The organism is Paenibacillus sp. LBL, from assembly GCF_029893715.1.
GTDB classification, from domain to species: domain Bacteria; phylum Bacillota; class Bacilli; order Paenibacillales; family Paenibacillaceae; genus Paenibacillus_AQ; species Paenibacillus_AQ glucanolyticus.
Map to the genome: position 1 here is coordinate 112,480 of NZ_JARXYU010000003.1, position 19,715 is coordinate 132,194.

Sequence of the window (19,715 nt, forward strand, 5' to 3'; positions counted from 1 at the left end):
ATGTGTTCAAGGAGGTGAGCCGATTGTTGAAGCTTCAGCATATAAGCAAACAATTCGACGATAAAGTGGTTTTGGATGACATCAGCGTAGAAATCGGGACAGGTGAGATTGTGTCACTGCTTGGTCCGAGCGGCAGCGGAAAGACCACATTACTGAATATCATTTTGGGACTCACCCGGATGGACCAGGGAAGCATCGTGTTCCATGACCAGGATCTGAGCAGCGTACCTATGAAGAAGCGGGGTTTTAATATTGTTTTTCAGGATTATGCCTTATTCCCGAATTTGAATGCCTACGACAATATCGTATACGGGCTGCGGAATAAGAAGGGAACTGTGAGTGAGCAGGAGGTACAGGAATATATCGATTTTCTGGAACTGCAGCCCCACTTGAAGAAGCGGATCAGCGAACTGTCAGGGGGTCAGAAGCAGAGGGTGGCCCTGGCAAGAACACTTGTCACCAAGCCAAAAATTCTGCTGCTCGACGAACCGCTCAGTGCGCTGGATGGCGTCATTAAGGAGTCGATCAAGCAGCGTATCCAGTCGATTGCCAGAGAATTCAAACTCACCACGATCATTGTGACGCATGATCCGGAGGAGGCGCTGACGCTGTCCGATAAAATCCTGATTATTAACCAAGGGAAAATCGCCCAGTTCGGTACGCCACAGGAGATTGTTCATCATCCCCAGGATGATTTTGTGAAGCAGTTCATCATCAAGCAGCTGCATATCAAAAGGCAGAATATTTACAATCTGTTCGGTGAGCATTATGCCTAATGTGAAGCCGGAAATGCGGGTAATCTTCACCGTCATTCTGATCTTGTTCGCTGGGTTTCTGTTCCTGCCGTTGCTTATATTGCTGGTTCGTTCCTTCGAGTCCGATCAGGGATTTACCCTCGGTCACTATATGTCACTAGGCTCGAACCGGGAATTGATGACAGCGATCGGCAACAGTGTGAAGGTATCGGCGTTAACGGCGCTGATCACAACCATCCTGGGATTTATGCTGGCGTACTCCATTCATTGCACGAGGATATATCAGCCCCTCAAAGGGGTGTTAAAAACCGTCATCATCGTCCCGATGCTGCTTCCGACGATTACGTATGGGTTCGCCATTATGTATTCGTTTGGTAACCAGGGATTGATCACCCGGCTTGCCGGACGCAATTTGTTCGAAATCTACGGATTGAACGGATTACTCATCGGCTATGTCGTATACACGCTGCCTCCCGTATTCCTGCTGATCCATAACGCTTTTCAATACATTGATAAAAAGTTCATCATCGTATCCAAGTTAATGGGAGACGGAACGATGAGAAGTTTCATGAACACCATTCTGCGCCCTCTCGCGGGTGCGCTGGGCGGAGCTTTTGTACTTTCCTTTATTTTAAGTTTTACGGATTTCGGAATACCGGCTTCCGTTGGCGGTACCTATCCCGTCGTGGCAACGCAGCTGTATCAGGTGATGCTGGGCTCCATTCCGGACTTCAACCAAGGCGCTGTTATTGCGGTTCTGATGCTGATTCCGGCCGTGTTCGGCATCTGGCTGCTGAATTATCTGGAGAAATGGAATTTTCACTATGACAAGCTGTCGGATATCGAGCTGCCGCGGCACCGAGTGCGGGATATCGCATTCGGAGTTATTTCATCGGTGATCGTGCTTGGAATGCTCTCTATTTTTGCCGTGATGTTCATTGCACCATGGCTGAGCAGTTATCCCTATGACCTGACGTTTACGTTCAAGCATGTACGGGACGTGTTTCAATCGAGCGATTTGACGGGGGTATATCGCAACTCGCTCTGGGTCGCCCTCCTGACGGCTCTGTTCGGAACCCTGATGGCATACGGATCGGCATTGCTCAATGTCCGCACCTCGTTAAAAGCCCGATCGGCGGTAGATATGGTATCGATGATTACCAATACGGTACCCGGCATGGTGCTGGGGATCTCCTACCTGCTCCTCTTTAATGGAAGCAGCCTGAAGGGCACGTTTGTCATTATTGTCTTATGCAATATCGTGCATTTCTTTACGACGCCGTACTTAATGGCCAAGAACTCTCTGTCCAAAATGAATCCATCCTGGGAGACTACCGGGGAGCTGTTGGGCGACAGCTGGTTCAAGACCGTATATCGGGTGATCCTGCCGAACTCGGCCTCAACCGTCATCGAGATGTTTGGCTACTATTTCATCAACGCTATGGTGACGGTCAGCGGGATTATCTTTCTCGTATCGGCCCAGACGTCGCTTGTTGCCAGCAAGATCAAAGAGCTGCAGCATTTCGCCAAGTTTAATGAAATCTTCGTGCTGTCGATGCTGATCTTCTTCACGAATCTGATCATCAAGCTGGTGTGCGACGCATGGCAGCGGAGGACTTCCGTTCGACGCTGAGCTATTGCTGCAAGGGATGCATGTCCGCTGCGACGCCGGATCGTACTTCCGATCGCTGTTATCTTCAGATTTCTCTGATTGAATGAATCAACTGCAGAAATCCGAGGCGAACGCATACGCTTCTCCAGTACGATTCCGTCCTCTTTCGCTGGGTGACAGCACGAAGCACCAAGCAAGAAGCAAGAAGTACCGTGCCCAGAAGCATAATCTGCAATTCAATCAAAGATATGCGCAAGCGAGTTAGACCCATCATTTCACTTGATTTCTAAATATAACAACACAACAAGGAGTGGAGTTACTCATGATCAAAACGTTAAAAGGAATGCTGCTGTCATTAATCGCCATCAGCATGGTGTTTGCACTGGCTGCCTGCGGCAGCGGCAGCGCGGGGGAAGCGAAGAAGGTGGTCATCTACACGAACGGGGATGAAGAAGCCGTCGCCGCAATGGAAACCTCGTTGAAGAACGCGGGATATGACGGACAATATCTCGTGCAATCACTAGGCACTTCAGAGCTGGGAGGCAAGCTCATGGCCGAAGGGAACAAAATCGAGGCCGACTTGATCACGATGAGCTCGTACTTTATCGAGAGCTCGCAGAGCGAGCATTCCATGTTCAAGGACCTGGCTTTTGATACAGGCGCCGTTGACTCCTATCCGGCCTATTACACGCCGATTCTGGCGAATACCGGGTCCATCTTCGTCAATACGGAGGTGTTGAAGGAAAAAGGCTTGCCGATGCCAACCTCCATCACCGACCTGACCAAACCGGAATTCAGCGGACTCGTATCGATTCCGAACATCATGGATTCCTCCACCGGCTGGCTGCTGGTTCAGGCCATTATCAGCCAATACGGTGAAGACGCAGGCCGGCAGGTGCTCCATGATCTGATTGCCAATGTCGGACCGCATCTGGAAAGCTCGGGCTCGGGTCCGATCAAGAAGGTGCAGGCCGGCGAAGTGGCAGCCGGGTTTGGACTCCGCCATCAGGCTGTAGCGGCCAAAGCTGCCGGTGCACCGATTGATTACGTGGATCCGGTTGAAGGCAACTTCTCCCTGACCGAGTCGGTTGCGGTGGTGGACAAGGAGAATGCCACAACAGATTTGGCGATGAAAATGGCGGAAACCCTGATCAAGGACGCCAGAAAAGATCTGATTGTGAACTATCCGGTAGCCCTGTATGAGGGGGAGACTGTGGATGAGGTCAACAAACCAGCGTACGCCATGAAGTTCGAGAAACCATTGACGGTAGAGCTGTTGGAAGAGCACCAGCAATTTTTCAACGGATCTAAAGAATAGGCACCTTAGGAGCGATACGATATGAATAAATATAAACTTTTGACACCCGGCCCTTTGACGACAACCAGCTCGGTGAAGGAGGAGATGCTCCTTGACCGCTGTACATGGGATGACGAATATAAATCCATTACGCAAAAAATCAGATCACAGCTCCTGGCATTAGCCGGGGCGGATGCGGCACAATACACAGCTGTTCTGATGCAGGGAAGCGGAACGTTTGCCGTCGAATCCGTGATGACGTCAACCATATCGAAGGAAGATAAGGTGCTGATCGTGACCAATGGCGCCTATGGCGAGCGACTCGTGAAGATGGCGGAGTACATCGGACTGCATTACACGGAATACAAGTTGAATTACAATGAACAACCAAGCGAGAATGAGCTGCGGTCGAGACTTCAAAAGGATCTGCGAATTACGCATATTGCGATGGTGCATTGCGAGACAACAACGGGGATACTGAACCCGCTGGAGATGGTATCCAGGCTGTCCAAGGAGTATGGGAAAACCCTTATTATCGATGCCATGAGCAGCTTTGGCGGAATGGAGATTGACGTTCAGGGTCTTGGCATCGATTACCTGATCAGCAGTGCGAATAAATGCATTCAAGGCGTCCCGGGATTTGGATTCGTCATCGCCAAGCTGGAGAAGCTTGCGTTATGCGAGGGGATTGCACGCAGCCTGTCGCTGGATCTGTACGATCAGTGGAAGGGCATGGACAAGGATGGCAAATGGCGCTATACCTCACCGACGCATGTGGTGGCGGCATTCTCCAAAGCGCTGGATGAGCTGGATGCAGAAGGCGGCGTATCCGCCAGATTCAGACGCTACCGGAATAACAATCGCCTGCTGCGGGAGAAATTGGCCCGGATCGGCATTCATGCCTATATAACCGAAGACAAGCAATCACCAATTATCACAACGTTTCTGTTCCCTGGTGAAGGGTTTAGCTTTGGGCAATTTTACGCTTATATCAAAGAAAGAGGCTATGTCATATACCCGGGCAAACTGACCGACGTGGATACCTTCCGCATCGGGAATATCGGGGAAATCTATGAACAGGACATCGAGGAGTTATGCCGCATTATCGAAGAATATAGGGGAGTGATGGCACAATGAACAGAATCGAAGGCGTTATATTGGACTGGGCCGGAACGGCCGTTGATTTCGGATGTTTTGCACCTGTGAATGTGTTTGTCGATATTTTCAAGAATGCGGGTATTGAAGTGACAATGGACGAAGCGAGAGCACCGATGGGCATGCTGAAGATCGATCATATCCGTGCCATGCTGTCGATGCCGAGAGTATCGGCTCTATGGGAAGCGAAGTATGGAGAAGATTATCAAGAGCAGGATGTGCAGCGGCTGTATGCGGAGTTTGAGCCGGCCTTAATGGCTTCCTTATCCGAGTATACGGACCCGATTCCGGGTGTCATCGAGACGGTGGAAGCGTTGAAGTCACAAGGGCTGAAGATTGGCTCCACAACAGGCTATACAAGCAATATGATGGAGGTTGTTGTCTCGAATGCCCGGCAGAAGGGTTACAGTCCGGATGTCTATTTCACCCCGGATGACACACACTCGAAGGGAAGACCTTACCCTTACATGATCTATCGGAATATGGAGTTTCTCCAATTGTCGGCTTCATGGAAAGTCGTTAAGGTGGGCGACACCGTCTCGGATGTAAAAGAGGGCGTGAACGCAGGCGTATGGTCGGTTGGAGTCGTCATCGGCAGCTCGGAAATGGGCCTGAGCCTGGAGGAATTCCAGGCCTTGTCGGAATCGGAGCGGGAAGCTGCGATCGCGAAGGCCGAGCAGACGTTTATCCGGAACGGGGCGGACTTTACAATTCATACGATGTCCGAGCTCCCACAACTCATCGAGAACATAAATGGAATGTTGTCCGAGGGAAAAAGACCGGGAATGCAACCATAAAGGAATGATAGTAAAAGGGCCGCGTTCTCACGCGGCTTTTTCTGCTGTGTGGCGGGTATAGGGTCTTCTACCGTGATTTTACATCCCCCAACTGGGGCAGCGGTTCCCGAAACACGGTTCGCACCACAATCTCAGCCAGCAGAAACAGGGACAGAATGGCACTGTACACCCCGATGACATAACTCGTTTTATAGGCGAGTCCGAATCCGCTGTGGAACACAGCCGCAAACAGATGAATGAACAGGTTCGTGAAGCAGAAGGCATAACTTCTTGCCATCCATTGGCGATGTTGATGGATCTGTTTCTTTTTGATTTTTAGAATGGCGATGACCGTTATCGCGGGCCAGATGATGTTCAGCAGATTGAACGGGACACTCGTTAACTTGCCGCCGGTGGCGTAAGGAGCCATATACCCGGAGGTCAGCACAACCACCATGACGGAAGCGACGTAGACATAACCGTTCGCCCGGTGAAATCGCCGGTACTTTTGCAGCACCGTGTTCGAGAAGTTCAACGCGCCGCCAACCATGGCAATACATGCAAAAATCACATGTACATACATCACGTGCAGCCAGGCTGACACAGGCACCGTGCGCTTCGGGCTTTCCTTGTGGCTTAGAAATTCACCGGCCTGCGGGTCGTGGATGAAGTTGGCATACAGGATGTACAGGACAAATCCAGCCATCACCATCAGCATGGAACTGTAGAGACGCCGGGAAGTTTTTCTAGGATTCATGTTGTATAACCGCCTTGACCTTGATAGAGAGCCAGAGATTGCTAGGTTAGCGCCCAACTCTTCTTAATCTTAGCAGACGGGTAGTGTTCAGCTATAGTTAATTATTACCGGCTTATGCGGAGAGAAATCAAGTAAGATGGAATCAGATGTTTCTGAAAGGACGTGAAACCGTTGGTATAACGCGTTGTATCGTATGTTCATACTGTTTGATCATTTCATAACATACCCATGGGGGGATACAATGAGCGAGATACAGCGGATTGTAGAACATTTAGATCGAATACTGCCTCAGTTTATTCAAGATGAACCGCTGCCCGGCCTGGCTGTTGGCGTGGTATATGATCACCGAATGATCTATGCCAAAGGATTCGGGGTATCCGATATACAGAGCGGCGAAGCCGTGACGGAGCATACCTTGTTTCACATGGCCTCGGTTTCCAAAACATTGGTTGCCACCGGCATGATGCAGCTTGCGGAGGAGGGCGTCATCGACCTGGACGGGGTGGTGTCCGATTACTTGCCTTATTTTGAAATGGCGGATGACCGATCCCGGAATTTGACGATACGCCAGCTGTTAAGCCATACGTCGGGTTTGCCGGATGAGGATGACTTTGCGTGGGACCGCCCTGAATATGATGAGGGAAGCCTGGAGCGGTACGTAAGGAGCATGAAGGATTGCAAGCTGCAAAGAGAGCCGGGTCAGGCTTTTGCTTACAGCAATATCGGCTACGAAATATTAGGCGACGTGATAGCGAAGGTCACAGGCCTTTCGTTTGAACTTTATATGAAACAGAAGCTGCTGGAGCCAGCTTCCATGTTAAACAGTACGTTTCTGAAGGAAGAGGCAGCAGAAACAGATTACCCTCTGGCTGTACCCCATGTGCTTGGGCTTCAGGGAGGGTATGGAGCTGAACCCAGCAGCATATTCCCATACCATCGTGCCCATGCGCCAAGCTCCACTCTTTACGCAAATGCAGTGGATATGTGCCATTATGCATTGGCACATTTAAGTGGGAGCAGCACGCCCCGGGGAGACGGAAAACTCCTTCTTGAAGCTAACAGCTATAGTGAAATGTGGCGTAGAGCAGCTTCGACCGATTACGGCGATATTCTCGAGGACATGGGCCTCGGGTGGTTTATGGGTTTATACCGTGGACGCCGTGTCTTGTCCCATATGGGACGGGATACGGGGTTTCGCAGCGGCTTTATGCTGCTGCCGGATGAAGGAATGGGCGTCGTGTTCATGATGAATGCCGATTACGTCGGAGGCAAAATACTCGGTTCAGCCATTCTGGATGTGTTGCTGGGGGAGGATGTTCCCTATGTACAACAATCGCTTGCTCATCACTTATCGCAGCTTACGATCACTTCCGGGGTAGATGCGGCGTTTAGGGAGTACGAGGAGATTCAACAGTCGTGTCCGGAACGCTTCCTGGTGATTGAAGGCGAGTTCAATGCGGGTGCATATACGCTGATGGCGGGAGGATGGCTTCAAGAGGGAATCCGGCTGCTCGAACTGTCCGTACAGATTTTCCCGGGATCCTCGAACCTTCATGATAGTCTTGGCGAGATGTATCTGCTTGCGGGTGAACGCGCGCTGGCGCTAATGCATTATGAGAAATCGGTTGAGCTGGACCCCGAGCATGCTGAAGGAATTCGTATGGTGAATGAGCTGCTTCAGTCCAATTAAGTCATGTGTCCAAACCGTCCTCTCAACACAGAAGAGCAGTCCGCATGGACTGCTCCTTCTCTATTGCACGTATGTGCCGATAAACTCCGTTACTTCCCGGTCATACCCCTCGGGATCGAATTGACGCGCCATGCCATGGCCTGCGTCAGGAACGACGAACAACCTCTTCTGCTCCGGACCATTCTCGTACAGTTCATACACCATCTCGGTAGGAACGAATAAATCCCCGCCGCCGTGAATAAACAGCATCGGCGTCTTGGACTTCTTAACCTGCTCCAGTGCCGAGGCTTCGCCGAATGAGTATCCGGCCCGAATCTTGGTCAGCAGGCTCGTGGACTGAACAAGCGGGAAAGAAGGCAGCTTATACATGCGCTTCAGCTGATAGGTCAGCTCATCCGTAACCGAGGTATATCCGCAGTCTTCCACAATGGCCTTTACCTGGGGAGGAAGCTCCTCGCCACTGGTCATCATCACCGTGGCACCGCCCATGGATACGCCATGAAGAACGATTTGCGTCTCCTTACCCGTACGCTCGATGACTAAATCGATCCATTTCAGATAGTCCTTGCGTTCGGGCCATCCGAATCCGATATAATCACCTTCGCTTCTTCCGTGACCACGGGCATCGGGCAGCAGCACGTTATAACCCAAGTCCTCATGGTACATTTGGGCGAACCCGCTCATCAGCTCTGAATGCCCGGAATATCCGTGTGCGATAATGACGGTTTTGTCCGTGGGTGCGGCGGCGGGCAAATAGTACGCATGCAGCTTGAGACCGTCGTCCGATGTGAGACTCCATTCCTGCAGGCTTTGCCTGGCCCACCAATCCTTGCTGTCCGCAAACGGATTGTCGATGTTGGAGTTGGCTTCCAGATCCGGGTTGCCGTCCAGGAAGGTTTTGTCGGCACGTGCAATGGCAACGTTATAGAAGTAGAAGCTTGCTGAGACAATAATGATGACTAAAAGTGCAATGATAGTTGCAGACATGATCATAATCCTTTTTTTCATAATGATGGATATCCTCCCCCTCGCAGCCGCTCGTATGCGTCATATGATGGTGGTTACGAAGGAAAATGGGCCGATGCGAAGTAGCAGTTCCTTCCACCTATAATATCGTACGTAATCTGATTAATCTATATGGCAGATCACGCTTCGGCCCTTGTGTTACATCAATTCTATCGGTTGGGGGAACCTAAAACCAAAGAGCTCCGGCAGGAGGTGATTGTAGAATCATGAACAAACGCTTCATGGCGCTGATCCTTGTTGTCGTTATGACTACTGGTTTACCGCTGACATCCCATGCAGAGAATACCTCTCCTTCACCGAAGAGGGACAGCACCGAGCTGCAATATCAAGACATGCTGATGATCGTTCTTCTTCCTCATATTGAGGCTGCGGTTCGTGAGCATTACTCCAAATCGCTTAAAGAGCAGCTCATTGTCTACCCATATTATGTGGATGTGACCGAAGTGAAGAGGGTGAACGGCTTTCGCGGCTTTCATTTCATCCTTACACTCGAGGCCCACCCAACGGTCGGTCCGCATATTACGGTCGGGAAGGACCGGCTTGTCTTCGAGGTAGCCCCGACGCTTCCCGACGGTATGGTCAAACTGGTGGAATTTCAGCATCTGGAGACGCATGAGGTGCCCCCGCATTGGCAGGATATGGTGAAGTAGCATGGGTTTAGCTTGATAGTTGTAAAAAAACAAGCAAACGTGATTTGCGTTTGCTTGTTTGGCATTTCATGGTACCCATACCGGGTGTGCACCCTCGTGCATGGAAGGAGCTCGGTAGGTGCGAGACTAGACGTAGGCTACCTTCTCTCGTACACGGGCCGATCCGGTCCGGGCTCGGCCTGAGTCCAGCCGATGCCGAGCAGAACGATTATGGCGATGAAGGCAGCCGGTACGGCCCATTTCCAGGCTTGCGCGAGCATTCGTACGGCCGGTGACATCAAGGCAAGGATGAACCCAACCAGGACAACGCTGAACAGGTGAATCCCAGGCGGCAGCAAAAGGAACACAATATGAAAGATGGAGGCGAACAACAGGATAGGAACGAGCGTGGTGGTGAGTACCACAGCTGGATGATGCAAGGATTGCAGCGGATCCCGGGTAAATGCCGCCCACGCTAAAGCGATGAAATGGACCAGCAGCGGAATCGCAAACAGATAACTTGCTCCCGGCAGGAGCCAGGATGAGCCGACAAGCAGCAGCAGGAATAAGAATGCTCCCCCCAGCAGCATTTCCAGTTCATTCGCTTTCCGTAGGATCCATCGGGTAAGGGCAACATGAACGATGAGTGTTACCAGTATGAAGCTGACACTGTACAGAAGTGAGTCGTAGGTTGCGCCTGAGGGCTGCGTCATTTTACCGGCCCACAGCGCATCAATCAGCTTCCATAAGCCATAGCTTAGCGCGGTGGATAGAACAGCTGCCAGAATCGGGATCAGCAGGCCGATCAGGCTCCCCTTTATGCTGAGAGATGAGATGCGGGCAAACATGAACACCAAACCCAGCCATATCGCCGCGAGCACAAGGGTGATGGCAACCACCCATTTTGCAGGGTAGTGAAGCAGCAGTCCGAACAGATTGAAATAGACGCGGTCGCCTTCCGAAGACAGGTCAGACAAGTCGAGATTGCCGAAATGTTTAGCCATGGCGAGTGCGTTCTCGCCTTGATGCTGCATGGTCTCAAGGGAGACGTTGTCCGTGTTGTCCATAGGAGTATGATAAGCTACCCACCCATCACCATAGGCAAAGTTCAGCCCCGGAAGACCGTGCTCCAGCGCCACCGTCAGATCGGTATCATTCGGAAGCTGTTTGTACAGGGCCACCAAGAGGGAGTTGCTGACCGGGTTGGATACAGCCCGGGCATATTCTTCGATGATTCGCCCGTTGCCATCACTCGTCTGGAACATGAAGGACGAGCCCTTCGATCCCCGGGCTTCAAAATTCGCAATCATGCCGATCTCGCGGTGCTGAGGATCCCGGAAGAACACTTCAGCACCCAACAGCCCTTTCTCTTCCCCGTCTGTAAGCAGGATCCATATGTCGTTCTGCGGCGGGGGACCAGCTTGAGTCGCTCGTGCCGTTTCCAGCAATGAGGCAACGCTGACCGAAGCATCATTGGCCCCGGGTCCGGCCGGAACGGAGTCGTAGTGGGACATGAGCAGGAGCGGTTTACCGGATCCTGTGCCTTTAATGACACCCAAGATGTTCGTAAGCTGAACGCTCTGGTCGATGTATTTCGTTGTCAGGCGGCCATTAAATTCTTGTACGTCCGGGTTCAAGCCTAGCTGCTCCATCTGTTCCACTAAATAGGCCCTCACCTCTGCATGGGCGGAAGATCCCAGCGGATGGGGCTGCTGGGCGATTTGCTCGACATGGACCATTGCGCGTTCAGCAGAGAATTCGGTTGCGGGGGTATCGGTGCTTCTGGCTTGCGGCGGTTTCTCGAACCACAGCATGAGGGAGATCACGAGTATGACGGCGAGGATGGTCGTAAGCGGCAGCCAATAAGGCGGCTTGCGGTCCGGTGGTCTGCTCAATTGAATTTGCATGTTAATACTCACTTCCTTATGGGATCATTCAGGCCAATGCTGCAAAGCAAAAGCTCCCATTAGAATGGAAGCTCTTTTGATTTATATTCAATATTCATTTTTTCATACCACGTGTTAAGTCCGGTCCAGAGCCGTTCACACAGCTCATAGAGATGATCGATCTGGAGAAGCTGGCCGCGCATCACCAATTGCGCCAACTCATCATACCCCGAAGGTCTGGATTCCAGGGACAGCGATTCCTCCAGCGTTTTGGCTCTTGTATTATAAAATGTTCGGTTGGCGAGTCCAATCAGCTTGGCCGTCTGCCAGGTCAGATCCTTTGCGCCCAGTGGCAGGTAACAGAGGTTCCCGGCTTGGACATTGTTCCGTATTTTGCCCATCGTTTCGTAGGGCTCCCAGATCATGAACTCCCTCATCGTTTCTCTAATGGCTTCGTCTGAAACCTGAAGGGGCAATTCTCGGATTTCCTCCAACAGATTGGTTGGGTCGTAGAGTTCCTGTAAATGTACGTAAGCGCCGGCTGTAATAGCCCAGGAATCATCCACAGACGATGCTGCTTTGAATATTTCACCTTTTTGTACCATGCCAATTTCGATTTTGAAGGGATCGTATATGAATTCGTGGCCAGGCAGGGATACCCCGTCCTTCGTGACAACTCGAAGTTCAATATCCGAGTATGGGCCATCTATTCCCTGCGCGATCGAGCCGTACAAGCCAATGGCCAGAATATCATCGCCATGCAGTTGAAGCAGTCGGTCTTTCATTTGATGAATGATGTTCATTTTCTCTTCTCTGGTCGTAGCGGCTGGATAAGGTAACATAGGACAATCTCCTTCGAAGAAAGTTAATTATCTACATTATAGTATAAATACGACCGCTGAACCCGTCGTGAAATTCAGGATTCTGTGAAATGATGAAATTGTTATTCGGATTTTCCATGTTATGGTAGTATATACTTGTGGGTAAACAGGAAACTGTAGCGTCCGCAGTCAAATCATATAGCTGAGGTGAGAAGAGATGAGCAGAGATGAGCAGAGTGCAGGCAAGACCAAGCAGGAACTGGATCGGGTTGTGTTCATTGGCCGCACGTTTGAAGAGTATAACAACATGTTTGATTTGCGCATGGAGGAGCTTGTCGGAAAAAGGATTCTGGATTGTCCCGGGGGAGCGTGTTCGTTCACCGCGCACGGTTCGAGGCTTGGACTCGATATTACCGCAAGCGATATAACCTATGATCACAAGCCTGATGATCTGGAGCGCAAGGGATTGCAGGATATCCGGCATGCCATGGAAACGATAGAACGGGCGAAGAGCAATTATGTCTGGGATTACTATGGAGATGTGGAGGGGCTTAGCCGACATCGCCACCAAGCACTCCAGGATTGCGTGCAGCATATGAGGGAGCTTCCGGAGCGCTACGTCGCTGCGGTTCTGCCGGAGCTGCCTTTCAAAGACGAAGAGTTTGATCTGGTGTTGTCCGCCCATTTTCTGTTTATGTACAGCGACCGCTTGGATTATGACTTTCACAAGCAGACGATACAGGAGCTGCTGCGGGTAGCCTCGGAGGAGGTCCGCATCTTTCCGTTAACCGATTTAACGGGATCCCGTTACGACCATCTGGATCGCTTGATTCACGAGCTGCAGGCAGAAGGCCTGGTGGTGACAGAGAACAAGGTGCCTTACGAGTTTATGCGAAACGGCAGCACGCTGCTGAGCATCCGCAAGTTATAGATATGGGGGAGCCGGTTATGTACCGGCTTCCTCTTTTGGTTGGGGATGGTGGCTGTCGTCAGCACAACAGATTGTACCGTATTCACTGAACCCATCTATTGCTCCTGTCTTACAGGAGCACGAAGAATGGTTTTCATGGAGGAGGAGGCGGCTTTTCGGGGGTCGGATAAATAAATCTCATGGTGCAGTCCGTTCGGGACGTAAGCATGCTGTTTCATGAATGCATACATTTTCGCCAGCGTATCCGGCTCTGTGCTGTAGGGGCCGATATGCATGATTTCGACACATAGCCCCTCATGGATCGTCTCCAATACCACTCGCTGAATGGGTTCCAGATGATTTTTCTTGGAGAAGGCTTTGTCCCGAGCGAAGTCCACGATCTCCGGGGTGACAAACGCCGGCATCCGAATGAGCAGTTTCCAATACCATTCCTCTTTCGGAACCTCCAAACCATACTGATCCGAGTCCACCCACCATTGTCCCTCAAGTTTAGGAACCGTAAAATCCTGAATTTCCGTCTTGCAATATCCCTTAACTCCATAAGCGACCGTATACAGCGCCTCGGTAGCATCCTCGAACATGGAGCTTTCGGGTGCGCCTTGGCCTGCTAATGACAGATAGGGCAGGGGATCATATTGCACAAGCTCAGGCGTGTTTCCGGCTGTGTAATAGGTTTTATCGCTTTTGGTCAGATCGAGTTTAGGAAGCAGCATACGAATCTCTCCTTTTTGCTCATGAATTATGCCTATCATAAAATAACTTCACTGACTGCATGAGAGTCAGTGAAGTTGTTAAAAGATTATTCATCGTAATAATTCGCAAGATCCCTTGCCGTTTCGAAGAGAGCGCTGCGCAGCTCCTTCGGTTCAAGCACGTTGATTGATCTGCCAAAAGAAAGCAGGAGATACGGCATGTATTTCATCATCCGGTCAGGCTGTATATGGAACTCGGCTTCATCGTCAGTTCTTCTGACGACAAGATAAGGCTGCAGAAACCACTGGTTGCATATCGCGTCCAGCGCTTCGGTATGACCCTGAAGGCGCACGGTCACAGACGGCGTATCCATGGTTACCTGATCCTGATGTTCATGAACATTGCTCAGGTAGTCTTGGACCGAGAAATGCTCCGGCATTTCAAATGTGCGACCTGTTAACGACAGGCTCTTCATCCGGTCCACTCGGAACACGCGGAGGGCTTTCCGTGTATGGCAGTAAGCAGTCAAATACCACTTGCCGAGACGGTAGATGAGACCATAGGGATCGATGTGGCGTTCTTGAGCGGAACTGCTGGATGACTTCGCATAGTGAAGGATCAGGGTTTCCCGTGTAGCGACAGCTTGCTCTAACTCACGCAATAGGGGCTGAAGCAGGGCACCCTGTGAAGGGGAAAGGACATTAATACTGCCGACATGACGCCTCAAGTCCTCCAATTGGGATTCCTGAAGCCGGTGCTCAATCTTGGAAAGTGCTTTTTCAAGAGCATCCGTAAAAGGGTAGTCCGCATGCCGGGCTAGGAGCGCACTGTGTTCCATGGCCTTAAGCTCGGTTAATTCGAAGAACAAAGGCACGCTCAAAAAAGTATCAGGCAACCTAAAGCCCCCCCCATGCCCGGATTCGGATATAATGGGGACTCCGCTCACACCCAGTGTGTCGATATATCGATAGACCGTTCGGACACTTAACTCAAGTCTCTCGGCCAATTGTTCAGCTGTCATTTTTTCATGGGATCGAAGTAACCACAGAATGGAGAGCAGATAGTCCAGTTTAGCCATGGTCCACACTCGCTTTCTTAACGTTATTTTAGGTTGTGGCTTCCGGATGAATGATCATATTATACCAATCCATGCATGGGAGTGACCAAGAAGATGAAGAAGATCCATATGGATATCGAAGGCTTGTTTGTTATAATGTGTTCAGCAGAGAGAGGGGGCGTGAGAATGGGGTTGAGGGATGATGTCTATCATTCACCATCGCTCATTGAAATATATGTCACATGATCAGCCTTTAACGAAAGAAGCCATATTAGATGCGGCCGAACAGACGCTGCGGCGTTATGGTCCTGAGAAAACATCGGTTGTCGACGTTGCCAAAGCGCTTCAGGTCAGCCATGGCTCCCTGTATCGGCATTTTCCCAGCAAAGCGGCCCTCAGGGAAGCCGTTACCGAGCGCTGGCTGCAGCGGATTGCGGATCCGTTGCAAGAAATTGCAGACGGAACGGATGGCAGCGCTGCTGATCGATTGCGGTTATGGATGGATACTCTCATCCGGACCAAGCGGAATTACGTTCTGGAAGACCCCGAGATGTTTGCCATGTACACCACCGTGACGCTGGATGCCGTCATGATGATTGATACGCATGTGAAGTTATTGACCGGGCAGATTGCCCAGATCATCAAGCAAGGAATGCGTGCCGGTGAATTTAAGTCGGGTGAGCCGGAGCCGGTGGCCAAGGCCTTGTTCATGGCAACGTCCCAGTTCCATCATCCGGCGCATGCCTATCAGTGGAGCTCCAGCGAGACTGAAGCAGATTTTGACTCGGTATGGGCGTTATTGCTGTCGGGAATCATGAAATCAACCGTTAACGGGTCTGAATAATGCGAAAAATGGAATAAGGCCTGTTCGACGGTCATCCTAAAGGTTCATGCTGCCCTTGGAGAAGCGTGGTAAGATCGTTCCCTATGTAAAAAGATGCTGATCCTGGCGATACTCGCATGGAAGAGCATCTTTTTTGTATGCATTTATCAAGTGAGTGAATGACAAATATATAAAATTGTCACTTGTTATTTGTTAGGACTCGGCATATAATCAATGGCGAATAAGATACCTATAGGTCCTTGATCCATCCTGATGACATATTCACGCACCAGCATTTACAGATATAATATACAAATTCGCATGCGGGGGGCTTTTATCATGAAAAACAGCTTGATTGGCAAAGTAGCCATCGTAACCGGCGCATCAAGAGGCATAGGACGCGAAATTGCAATAGTGCTTGCGGAGAACGGGGCCAAGGTCGTTATAAACTATGCGAACAGCCCGGCCAAAGCAGAGGAAGTTGTGAGCAGCATTAAGTTGCGCGGTGGCGAAGCAGTGGCGATTCAAGCCGATATCAGCCAAGTGGCGGAGATCGAGATGCTGTTCCGTCAAACCTTGGAGGTTTATGGTGGAATGGATATCCTGGTGAACAATGCGGGGGTCATGACAACCAAGCCGATTGCGTCCATGACGGAAGAGGATTTCGATAAGCAGTTCGCGATTAACGTGAAGGGAACTTATTTTGCGATTCAGCAGGCCTTTCAGCATATGAATTCGGGCGGCCGCATTATCAATTTCTCGACGTCGGTGGCTGGACAGATGTTCCCGTCTTACAGCGTATATGCAGGCACGAAGGGCGCTGTGGAGCAGTTTACGCGTCAGTTGGCCAAAGAATTCGGTCCCAAAGGCATCACGATTAACGCGGTGGCTCCCGGGCCGATCCATACGGAACTGTTCATGGAAGGCAAGTCGGAGGAACAGATTGCGGGCATCGTGAACATGAATGCCTTCGGACGTCTGGGTGAACCGGATGATGTCGCAGGAGTGGTATTGTTTCTGGCTGGCGAGGAGTCAAAATGGATCACGGGTCAAACACTCCGCGTGAACGGGGGATTCGTGTAAAATCCGCGACGTTAATCAGGATGTGCGAGGATAAGAGAAAAGCACCGGGATTCCCGGTGCTTTTTGTGTACCCAATGACAGTGATGGCTGTTGTTGGATTTCCTTATGAGCCTGCGCATTCAAGGATGTATCCTGACCGAGGGAGTCCGGTGGTCATATTCGGCAAATGGTTTCTACTCAAGGTCTTTCCACTTCATGTCCAGCGTCGGTGGCGTGTAGCTGTCCATGAGTTCCAGCAGCTTGAGCGGGTCATTGGATATATTGATCAGGTTTAAGTGGGAGGCATTGGAGAAGCCCTCTGTGATGCTGTACTGAATCAGCTTCATGAACGGTTCGAAATAATCCCGGATGCTCAGCAGTCCGATCGGCTTCTGGTGAATCCCGATTTGGGACCAGCACAATACCTCGAACAATTCCTCATAGGTTCCAAAACCGCCCGGCATGGCAATAAAACCGTCGGACAGTCTCGACATCGTTGCTTTGCGTTCATGCATGTCAGCGACTTCAATGAGCTGGGTCAGCTCGGTATGTACAATCTCGCCTTTGAACAGCCCCCTGGGCATGACTCCGATGACCTCGCCGCCATTTTGCAATACGGCATCAGCCACTTCGCCCATCAATCCGATTCTGGAGCCGCCGTACACAAGCTTGTATTGGTTGTGGGCAATATGCCTGCCAAGCTCGGCAGCCTTCGCTTTATAATCGGGATGTTCACCCATGTTGGATCCTGCAAATACGCATATAGATTTCAATTCGCACACTCCTTAACCAGATGTTGATATTATAATGAAGTAATTATACTATATATAGTGATCTATGTCATGGAACGCAGGGATACATATCGCTTCAATGTTAGGTTTGCCTCTCTTAGCTTATGACATACGTGTTAACATGATCTTGAGTTTGATCTCGAATTATGTAAAAAATTAGGGGATGGGTTGGTTCATCCCAAGGAATCGCGGAGGTAGCACAAGCTATGGATATGAATGAAGCGCAGCAATGGATTAAAAAGTTTTACGGGGAGCGAGGCTGGTCCGGGTACGGCCCCTTTATTCGGGTCGGATTCTTGATGGAGGAGACAGGGGAAACGGCACGTGCCGTCCGCGCTTATGAGATTGGCAGGGATCGGCCCGATGAGGAGGCCCAGTCCAGGGAACGGCTCAAGCAGGATTTGGTGGAGGAGATCGGCGACGTGCTCGGTAACATTTCGCTGCTGGCCGATCTCTATGATATCACGCTGGAAGAAGCATTCACGGCCCATCAGCACAAGCTGCTGAAGCGGTTTGGCTCTTAATGGAGATATGGGATAGCGTCTGTTTCGCAAGCAGGTGGTAAGGAAGTCCCTGGAAAACTCTTAATTCCAAAGGCGTGCCTACCACAGAATGACGCAGCAAAGAAGGCTGCCCCCAAGGTCCCTTGGACGATGGGGTGCAGCCTATTGACGTTGTATGATCACATGAAGTCGTTATGACAAAATGTTATGACACCAGCACTTTGCGGAACTCCTGCGTTAGCAAGGGAACGATATCGAACAGGTCGCCGACGATGCCGTAATCCGCCACTTTGAAGATAGGAGCCTCGGGGTCTTTGTTGATGGCAATAATGACCCGGGATTGGCTCATGCCGGCCAAATGCTGGATGGCTCCGCTAATGCCGCAGGCAATATAAATTTCGGGTGTGACCACTTTGCCCGTCTGCCCGATCTGGAGCGCGTAATCGCAGTAGCCGGCATCGCACGCACCGCGCGATGCGCCGACGGCGCCCCCGAGCAGGTCCGCCAGCTCCTCCAGCGGCTGGAAGCCTTCCGCGCTCTTGACGCCGCGACCGCCGGAAATGACGATTTTAGCTTCCGAGAGGTCGATTTTTCCCGTGGTCTTGCGAACGACGTCCTTTACCACGGAGCGGAGGGAGGGGGCCGGGTAAGCGATGTCCTCAATGCTCGTGCTTGCACCTTCTACGGCTTCCGCGGCAGGAATATTGTTCGGACGCACCGTTACGACCCATGGCCCGTTCTGGAACACACGTTTCTCAAAAGCTTTGCCCGCATAGAGCGGGCGAGTGAACACCGCTTCTCCAGCTTCGTTCTCGATTGCCGTCACGTCGGAAATCTGTCCGGCATTCAGGGACGCGGCTACCAGCGGGGCCAAATCACGGCCAATGGCCGTATGCCCGAAGAGCACCGCATCTGGCTGCGCCTGATGAATAACGGCCTCAATGGCCGCCATATAAGCCTCAGGATTATAACTTTCCAGATCATCATGCTCGACAGTATAGATCGTATCAGCACCATATCCGTTCAGGGCCGATACGGCTTCCGTTATGTTGGCTCCTGCAACCAGAATGCGGATGCTGTCATCATCAGCTGCAATTAAACGGGCAGCGCCCAAGGTCTCAAGGGCAACCTGCCGCAGCCGTCCATCCCGATTCTCGGCATATACTAATATCGTTTTGCTCATATCATAACCTCCTAAGTTCCAATTGAGATTGAAGTGAAAAGAGTTTTACGATTCCGACTTGTCTTAACAACCAAGCGAATGCGGATGATACTTCAAAATCGCTGTTGGCCAAGATTCACTAAAGCAATCAGGCGAAAAGCGTGCATGACGGACAGCCTGTAAACCATACAATCAGAATACATAAGGAATGAGGGCAGGGTGCACTGTTGATGTCATGTAACCGCATTCAGAAGTGAGATTCAAAGGGATTCATACGTTCATTCCCTAA

At 51.0% G+C, this 19,715-nt stretch carries 19 protein-coding genes; 11 read left to right on the top strand and 8 right to left on the bottom strand.

The annotated features are described in order from the left end of the window. Positions 1–23: 23 nt before the first annotated feature. The 5 genes from M2277_RS09020 to phnX all read left to right on the top strand — a co-directional run bounded on the left by M2277_RS09020 (position 24) and on the right by phnX (position 5,616). Positions 24–776: an ABC transporter ATP-binding protein gene (locus M2277_RS09020; RefSeq protein ID WP_006207616.1), complete on the top strand. Its 753-nt coding sequence runs from the start codon at positions 24–26 to the stop codon at positions 774–776. Beyond that, a complete protein-coding gene (locus M2277_RS09025) occupies positions 769–2,388 on the top strand; it encodes an ABC transporter permease subunit (RefSeq protein WP_148248456.1) in 1,620 nt (539 codons plus the stop codon). Before M2277_RS09020 ends, M2277_RS09025 begins: the two co-directional genes overlap by 8 nt. 301 nt (positions 2,389–2,689) lie before the next feature. Continuing rightward, a complete protein-coding gene (locus M2277_RS09030) occupies positions 2,690–3,685 on the top strand; it encodes an extracellular solute-binding protein (protein ID WP_036644328.1) in 996 nt (331 codons plus the stop codon). A 21-nt stretch (positions 3,686–3,706) separates the two neighbouring features. Further along, on the top strand, positions 3,707–4,801 hold the full coding sequence (gene phnW, locus M2277_RS09035) for a 2-aminoethylphosphonate--pyruvate transaminase (RefSeq protein ID WP_036644332.1): 1,095 nt from the start codon (positions 3,707–3,709) through the stop codon (positions 4,799–4,801). Beyond that, positions 4,798–5,616: a phosphonoacetaldehyde hydrolase gene (phnX, locus tag M2277_RS09040; protein WP_280754619.1), complete on the top strand. Its 819-nt coding sequence runs from the start codon at positions 4,798–4,800 to the stop codon at positions 5,614–5,616. The genes phnW and phnX overlap by 4 nt, the downstream gene beginning before the upstream one ends. Positions 5,617–5,683: 67 nt before the next feature. Here phnX and M2277_RS09045 read toward each other — a convergent pair whose 3' ends face one another. After that, the gene (locus M2277_RS09045) at positions 5,684–6,352 is read right to left on the bottom strand and encodes a DUF2306 domain-containing protein (protein ID WP_280754620.1); all 669 of its coding nucleotides are present in this window, start codon (positions 6,350–6,352) and stop codon (positions 5,684–5,686) included. Between the two features lie 241 nt (positions 6,353–6,593). On the opposite strand from M2277_RS09045, the gene M2277_RS09050 reads away from it, so the two are divergent. Further along, positions 6,594–8,042 (top strand): serine hydrolase, encoded by a 1,449-nt coding sequence (locus tag M2277_RS09050; protein ID WP_063478298.1) that lies wholly within the window; start codon positions 6,594–6,596, stop codon positions 8,040–8,042. Between the two features lie 60 nt (positions 8,043–8,102). Here the strand turns inward: M2277_RS09050 and M2277_RS09055 are convergent, their stop codons facing one another. Beyond that, positions 8,103–9,050 carry an alpha/beta hydrolase gene (locus M2277_RS09055; RefSeq protein WP_063478299.1) on the bottom strand — a complete coding sequence of 316 codons (948 nt, stop codon included), beginning with the start codon at positions 9,048–9,050 and terminating at the stop codon, positions 8,103–8,105. Between the two features lie 224 nt (positions 9,051–9,274). Here M2277_RS09055 and M2277_RS09060 point away from each other — a divergent pair, with 224 nt between their 5' ends. After that, positions 9,275–9,718 carry a DUF3888 domain-containing protein gene (locus tag M2277_RS09060; protein WP_280754621.1) on the top strand — a complete coding sequence of 148 codons (444 nt, stop codon included), beginning with the start codon at positions 9,275–9,277 and terminating at the stop codon, positions 9,716–9,718. Between the two features lie 137 nt (positions 9,719–9,855). Here M2277_RS09060 and M2277_RS09065 read toward each other — a convergent pair whose 3' ends face one another. Further along, positions 9,856–11,604 carry a M28 family peptidase gene (locus M2277_RS09065; protein WP_006207625.1) on the bottom strand — a complete coding sequence of 583 codons (1,749 nt, stop codon included), beginning with the start codon at positions 11,602–11,604 and terminating at the stop codon, positions 9,856–9,858. A gap of 59 nt (positions 11,605–11,663) precedes the next feature. Next, positions 11,664–12,425, bottom strand: coding sequence for a kanamycin nucleotidyltransferase C-terminal domain-containing protein (locus tag M2277_RS09070; RefSeq protein ID WP_006207626.1), 762 nt, complete (start codon positions 12,423–12,425; stop codon positions 11,664–11,666). A gap of 196 nt (positions 12,426–12,621) precedes the next feature. On the opposite strand from M2277_RS09070, the gene M2277_RS09075 reads away from it, so the two are divergent. After that, positions 12,622–13,335 (top strand): methyltransferase domain-containing protein, encoded by a 714-nt coding sequence (locus M2277_RS09075; RefSeq protein WP_280754622.1) that lies wholly within the window; start codon positions 12,622–12,624, stop codon positions 13,333–13,335. Positions 13,336–13,430: 95 nt separating this feature from the next. On the opposite strand, the gene M2277_RS09080 is transcribed toward M2277_RS09075, so the two are convergent. Together M2277_RS09080 and M2277_RS09085 are read right to left on the bottom strand one after the other, a co-directional pair. Beyond that, entirely contained in the window at positions 13,431–14,048 is a 618-nt protein-coding gene (locus tag M2277_RS09080) for a GyrI-like domain-containing protein (RefSeq protein WP_280754623.1), read from the bottom strand. A gap of 86 nt (positions 14,049–14,134) precedes the next feature. Beyond that, on the bottom strand, positions 14,135–15,106 hold the full coding sequence (locus M2277_RS09085) for a helix-turn-helix transcriptional regulator (protein WP_280754624.1): 972 nt from the start codon (positions 15,104–15,106) through the stop codon (positions 14,135–14,137). Positions 15,107–15,284: 178 nt separating this feature from the next. Between M2277_RS09085 and M2277_RS09090 the strand changes: the two genes are divergently transcribed. Continuing rightward, positions 15,285–15,929 carry a TetR/AcrR family transcriptional regulator gene (locus tag M2277_RS09090; protein ID WP_006207630.1) on the top strand — a complete coding sequence of 215 codons (645 nt, stop codon included), beginning with the start codon at positions 15,285–15,287 and terminating at the stop codon, positions 15,927–15,929. A 318-nt stretch (positions 15,930–16,247) separates the two neighbouring features. After that, on the top strand, positions 16,248–16,991 hold the full coding sequence (locus M2277_RS09095) for an SDR family oxidoreductase (protein WP_280754625.1): 744 nt from the start codon (positions 16,248–16,250) through the stop codon (positions 16,989–16,991). A gap of 173 nt (positions 16,992–17,164) precedes the next feature. Here the strand turns inward: M2277_RS09095 and M2277_RS09100 are convergent, their stop codons facing one another. Further along, on the bottom strand, positions 17,165–17,743 hold the full coding sequence (locus M2277_RS09100) for an LOG family protein (RefSeq protein ID WP_006207631.1): 579 nt from the start codon (positions 17,741–17,743) through the stop codon (positions 17,165–17,167). 224 nt (positions 17,744–17,967) lie between these two features. Here M2277_RS09100 and M2277_RS09105 point away from each other — a divergent pair, with 224 nt between their 5' ends. Continuing rightward, positions 17,968–18,285: a MazG nucleotide pyrophosphohydrolase domain-containing protein gene (locus tag M2277_RS09105; protein ID WP_006207632.1), complete on the top strand. Its 318-nt coding sequence runs from the start codon at positions 17,968–17,970 to the stop codon at positions 18,283–18,285. 184 nt (positions 18,286–18,469) lie between these two features. Here the strand turns inward: M2277_RS09105 and M2277_RS09110 are convergent, their stop codons facing one another. Continuing rightward, positions 18,470–19,447 (bottom strand): electron transfer flavoprotein subunit alpha/FixB family protein, encoded by a 978-nt coding sequence (locus M2277_RS09110; RefSeq protein ID WP_063478308.1) that lies wholly within the window; start codon positions 19,445–19,447, stop codon positions 18,470–18,472. Between the last annotated feature and the right edge of the window lie 268 nt (positions 19,448–19,715).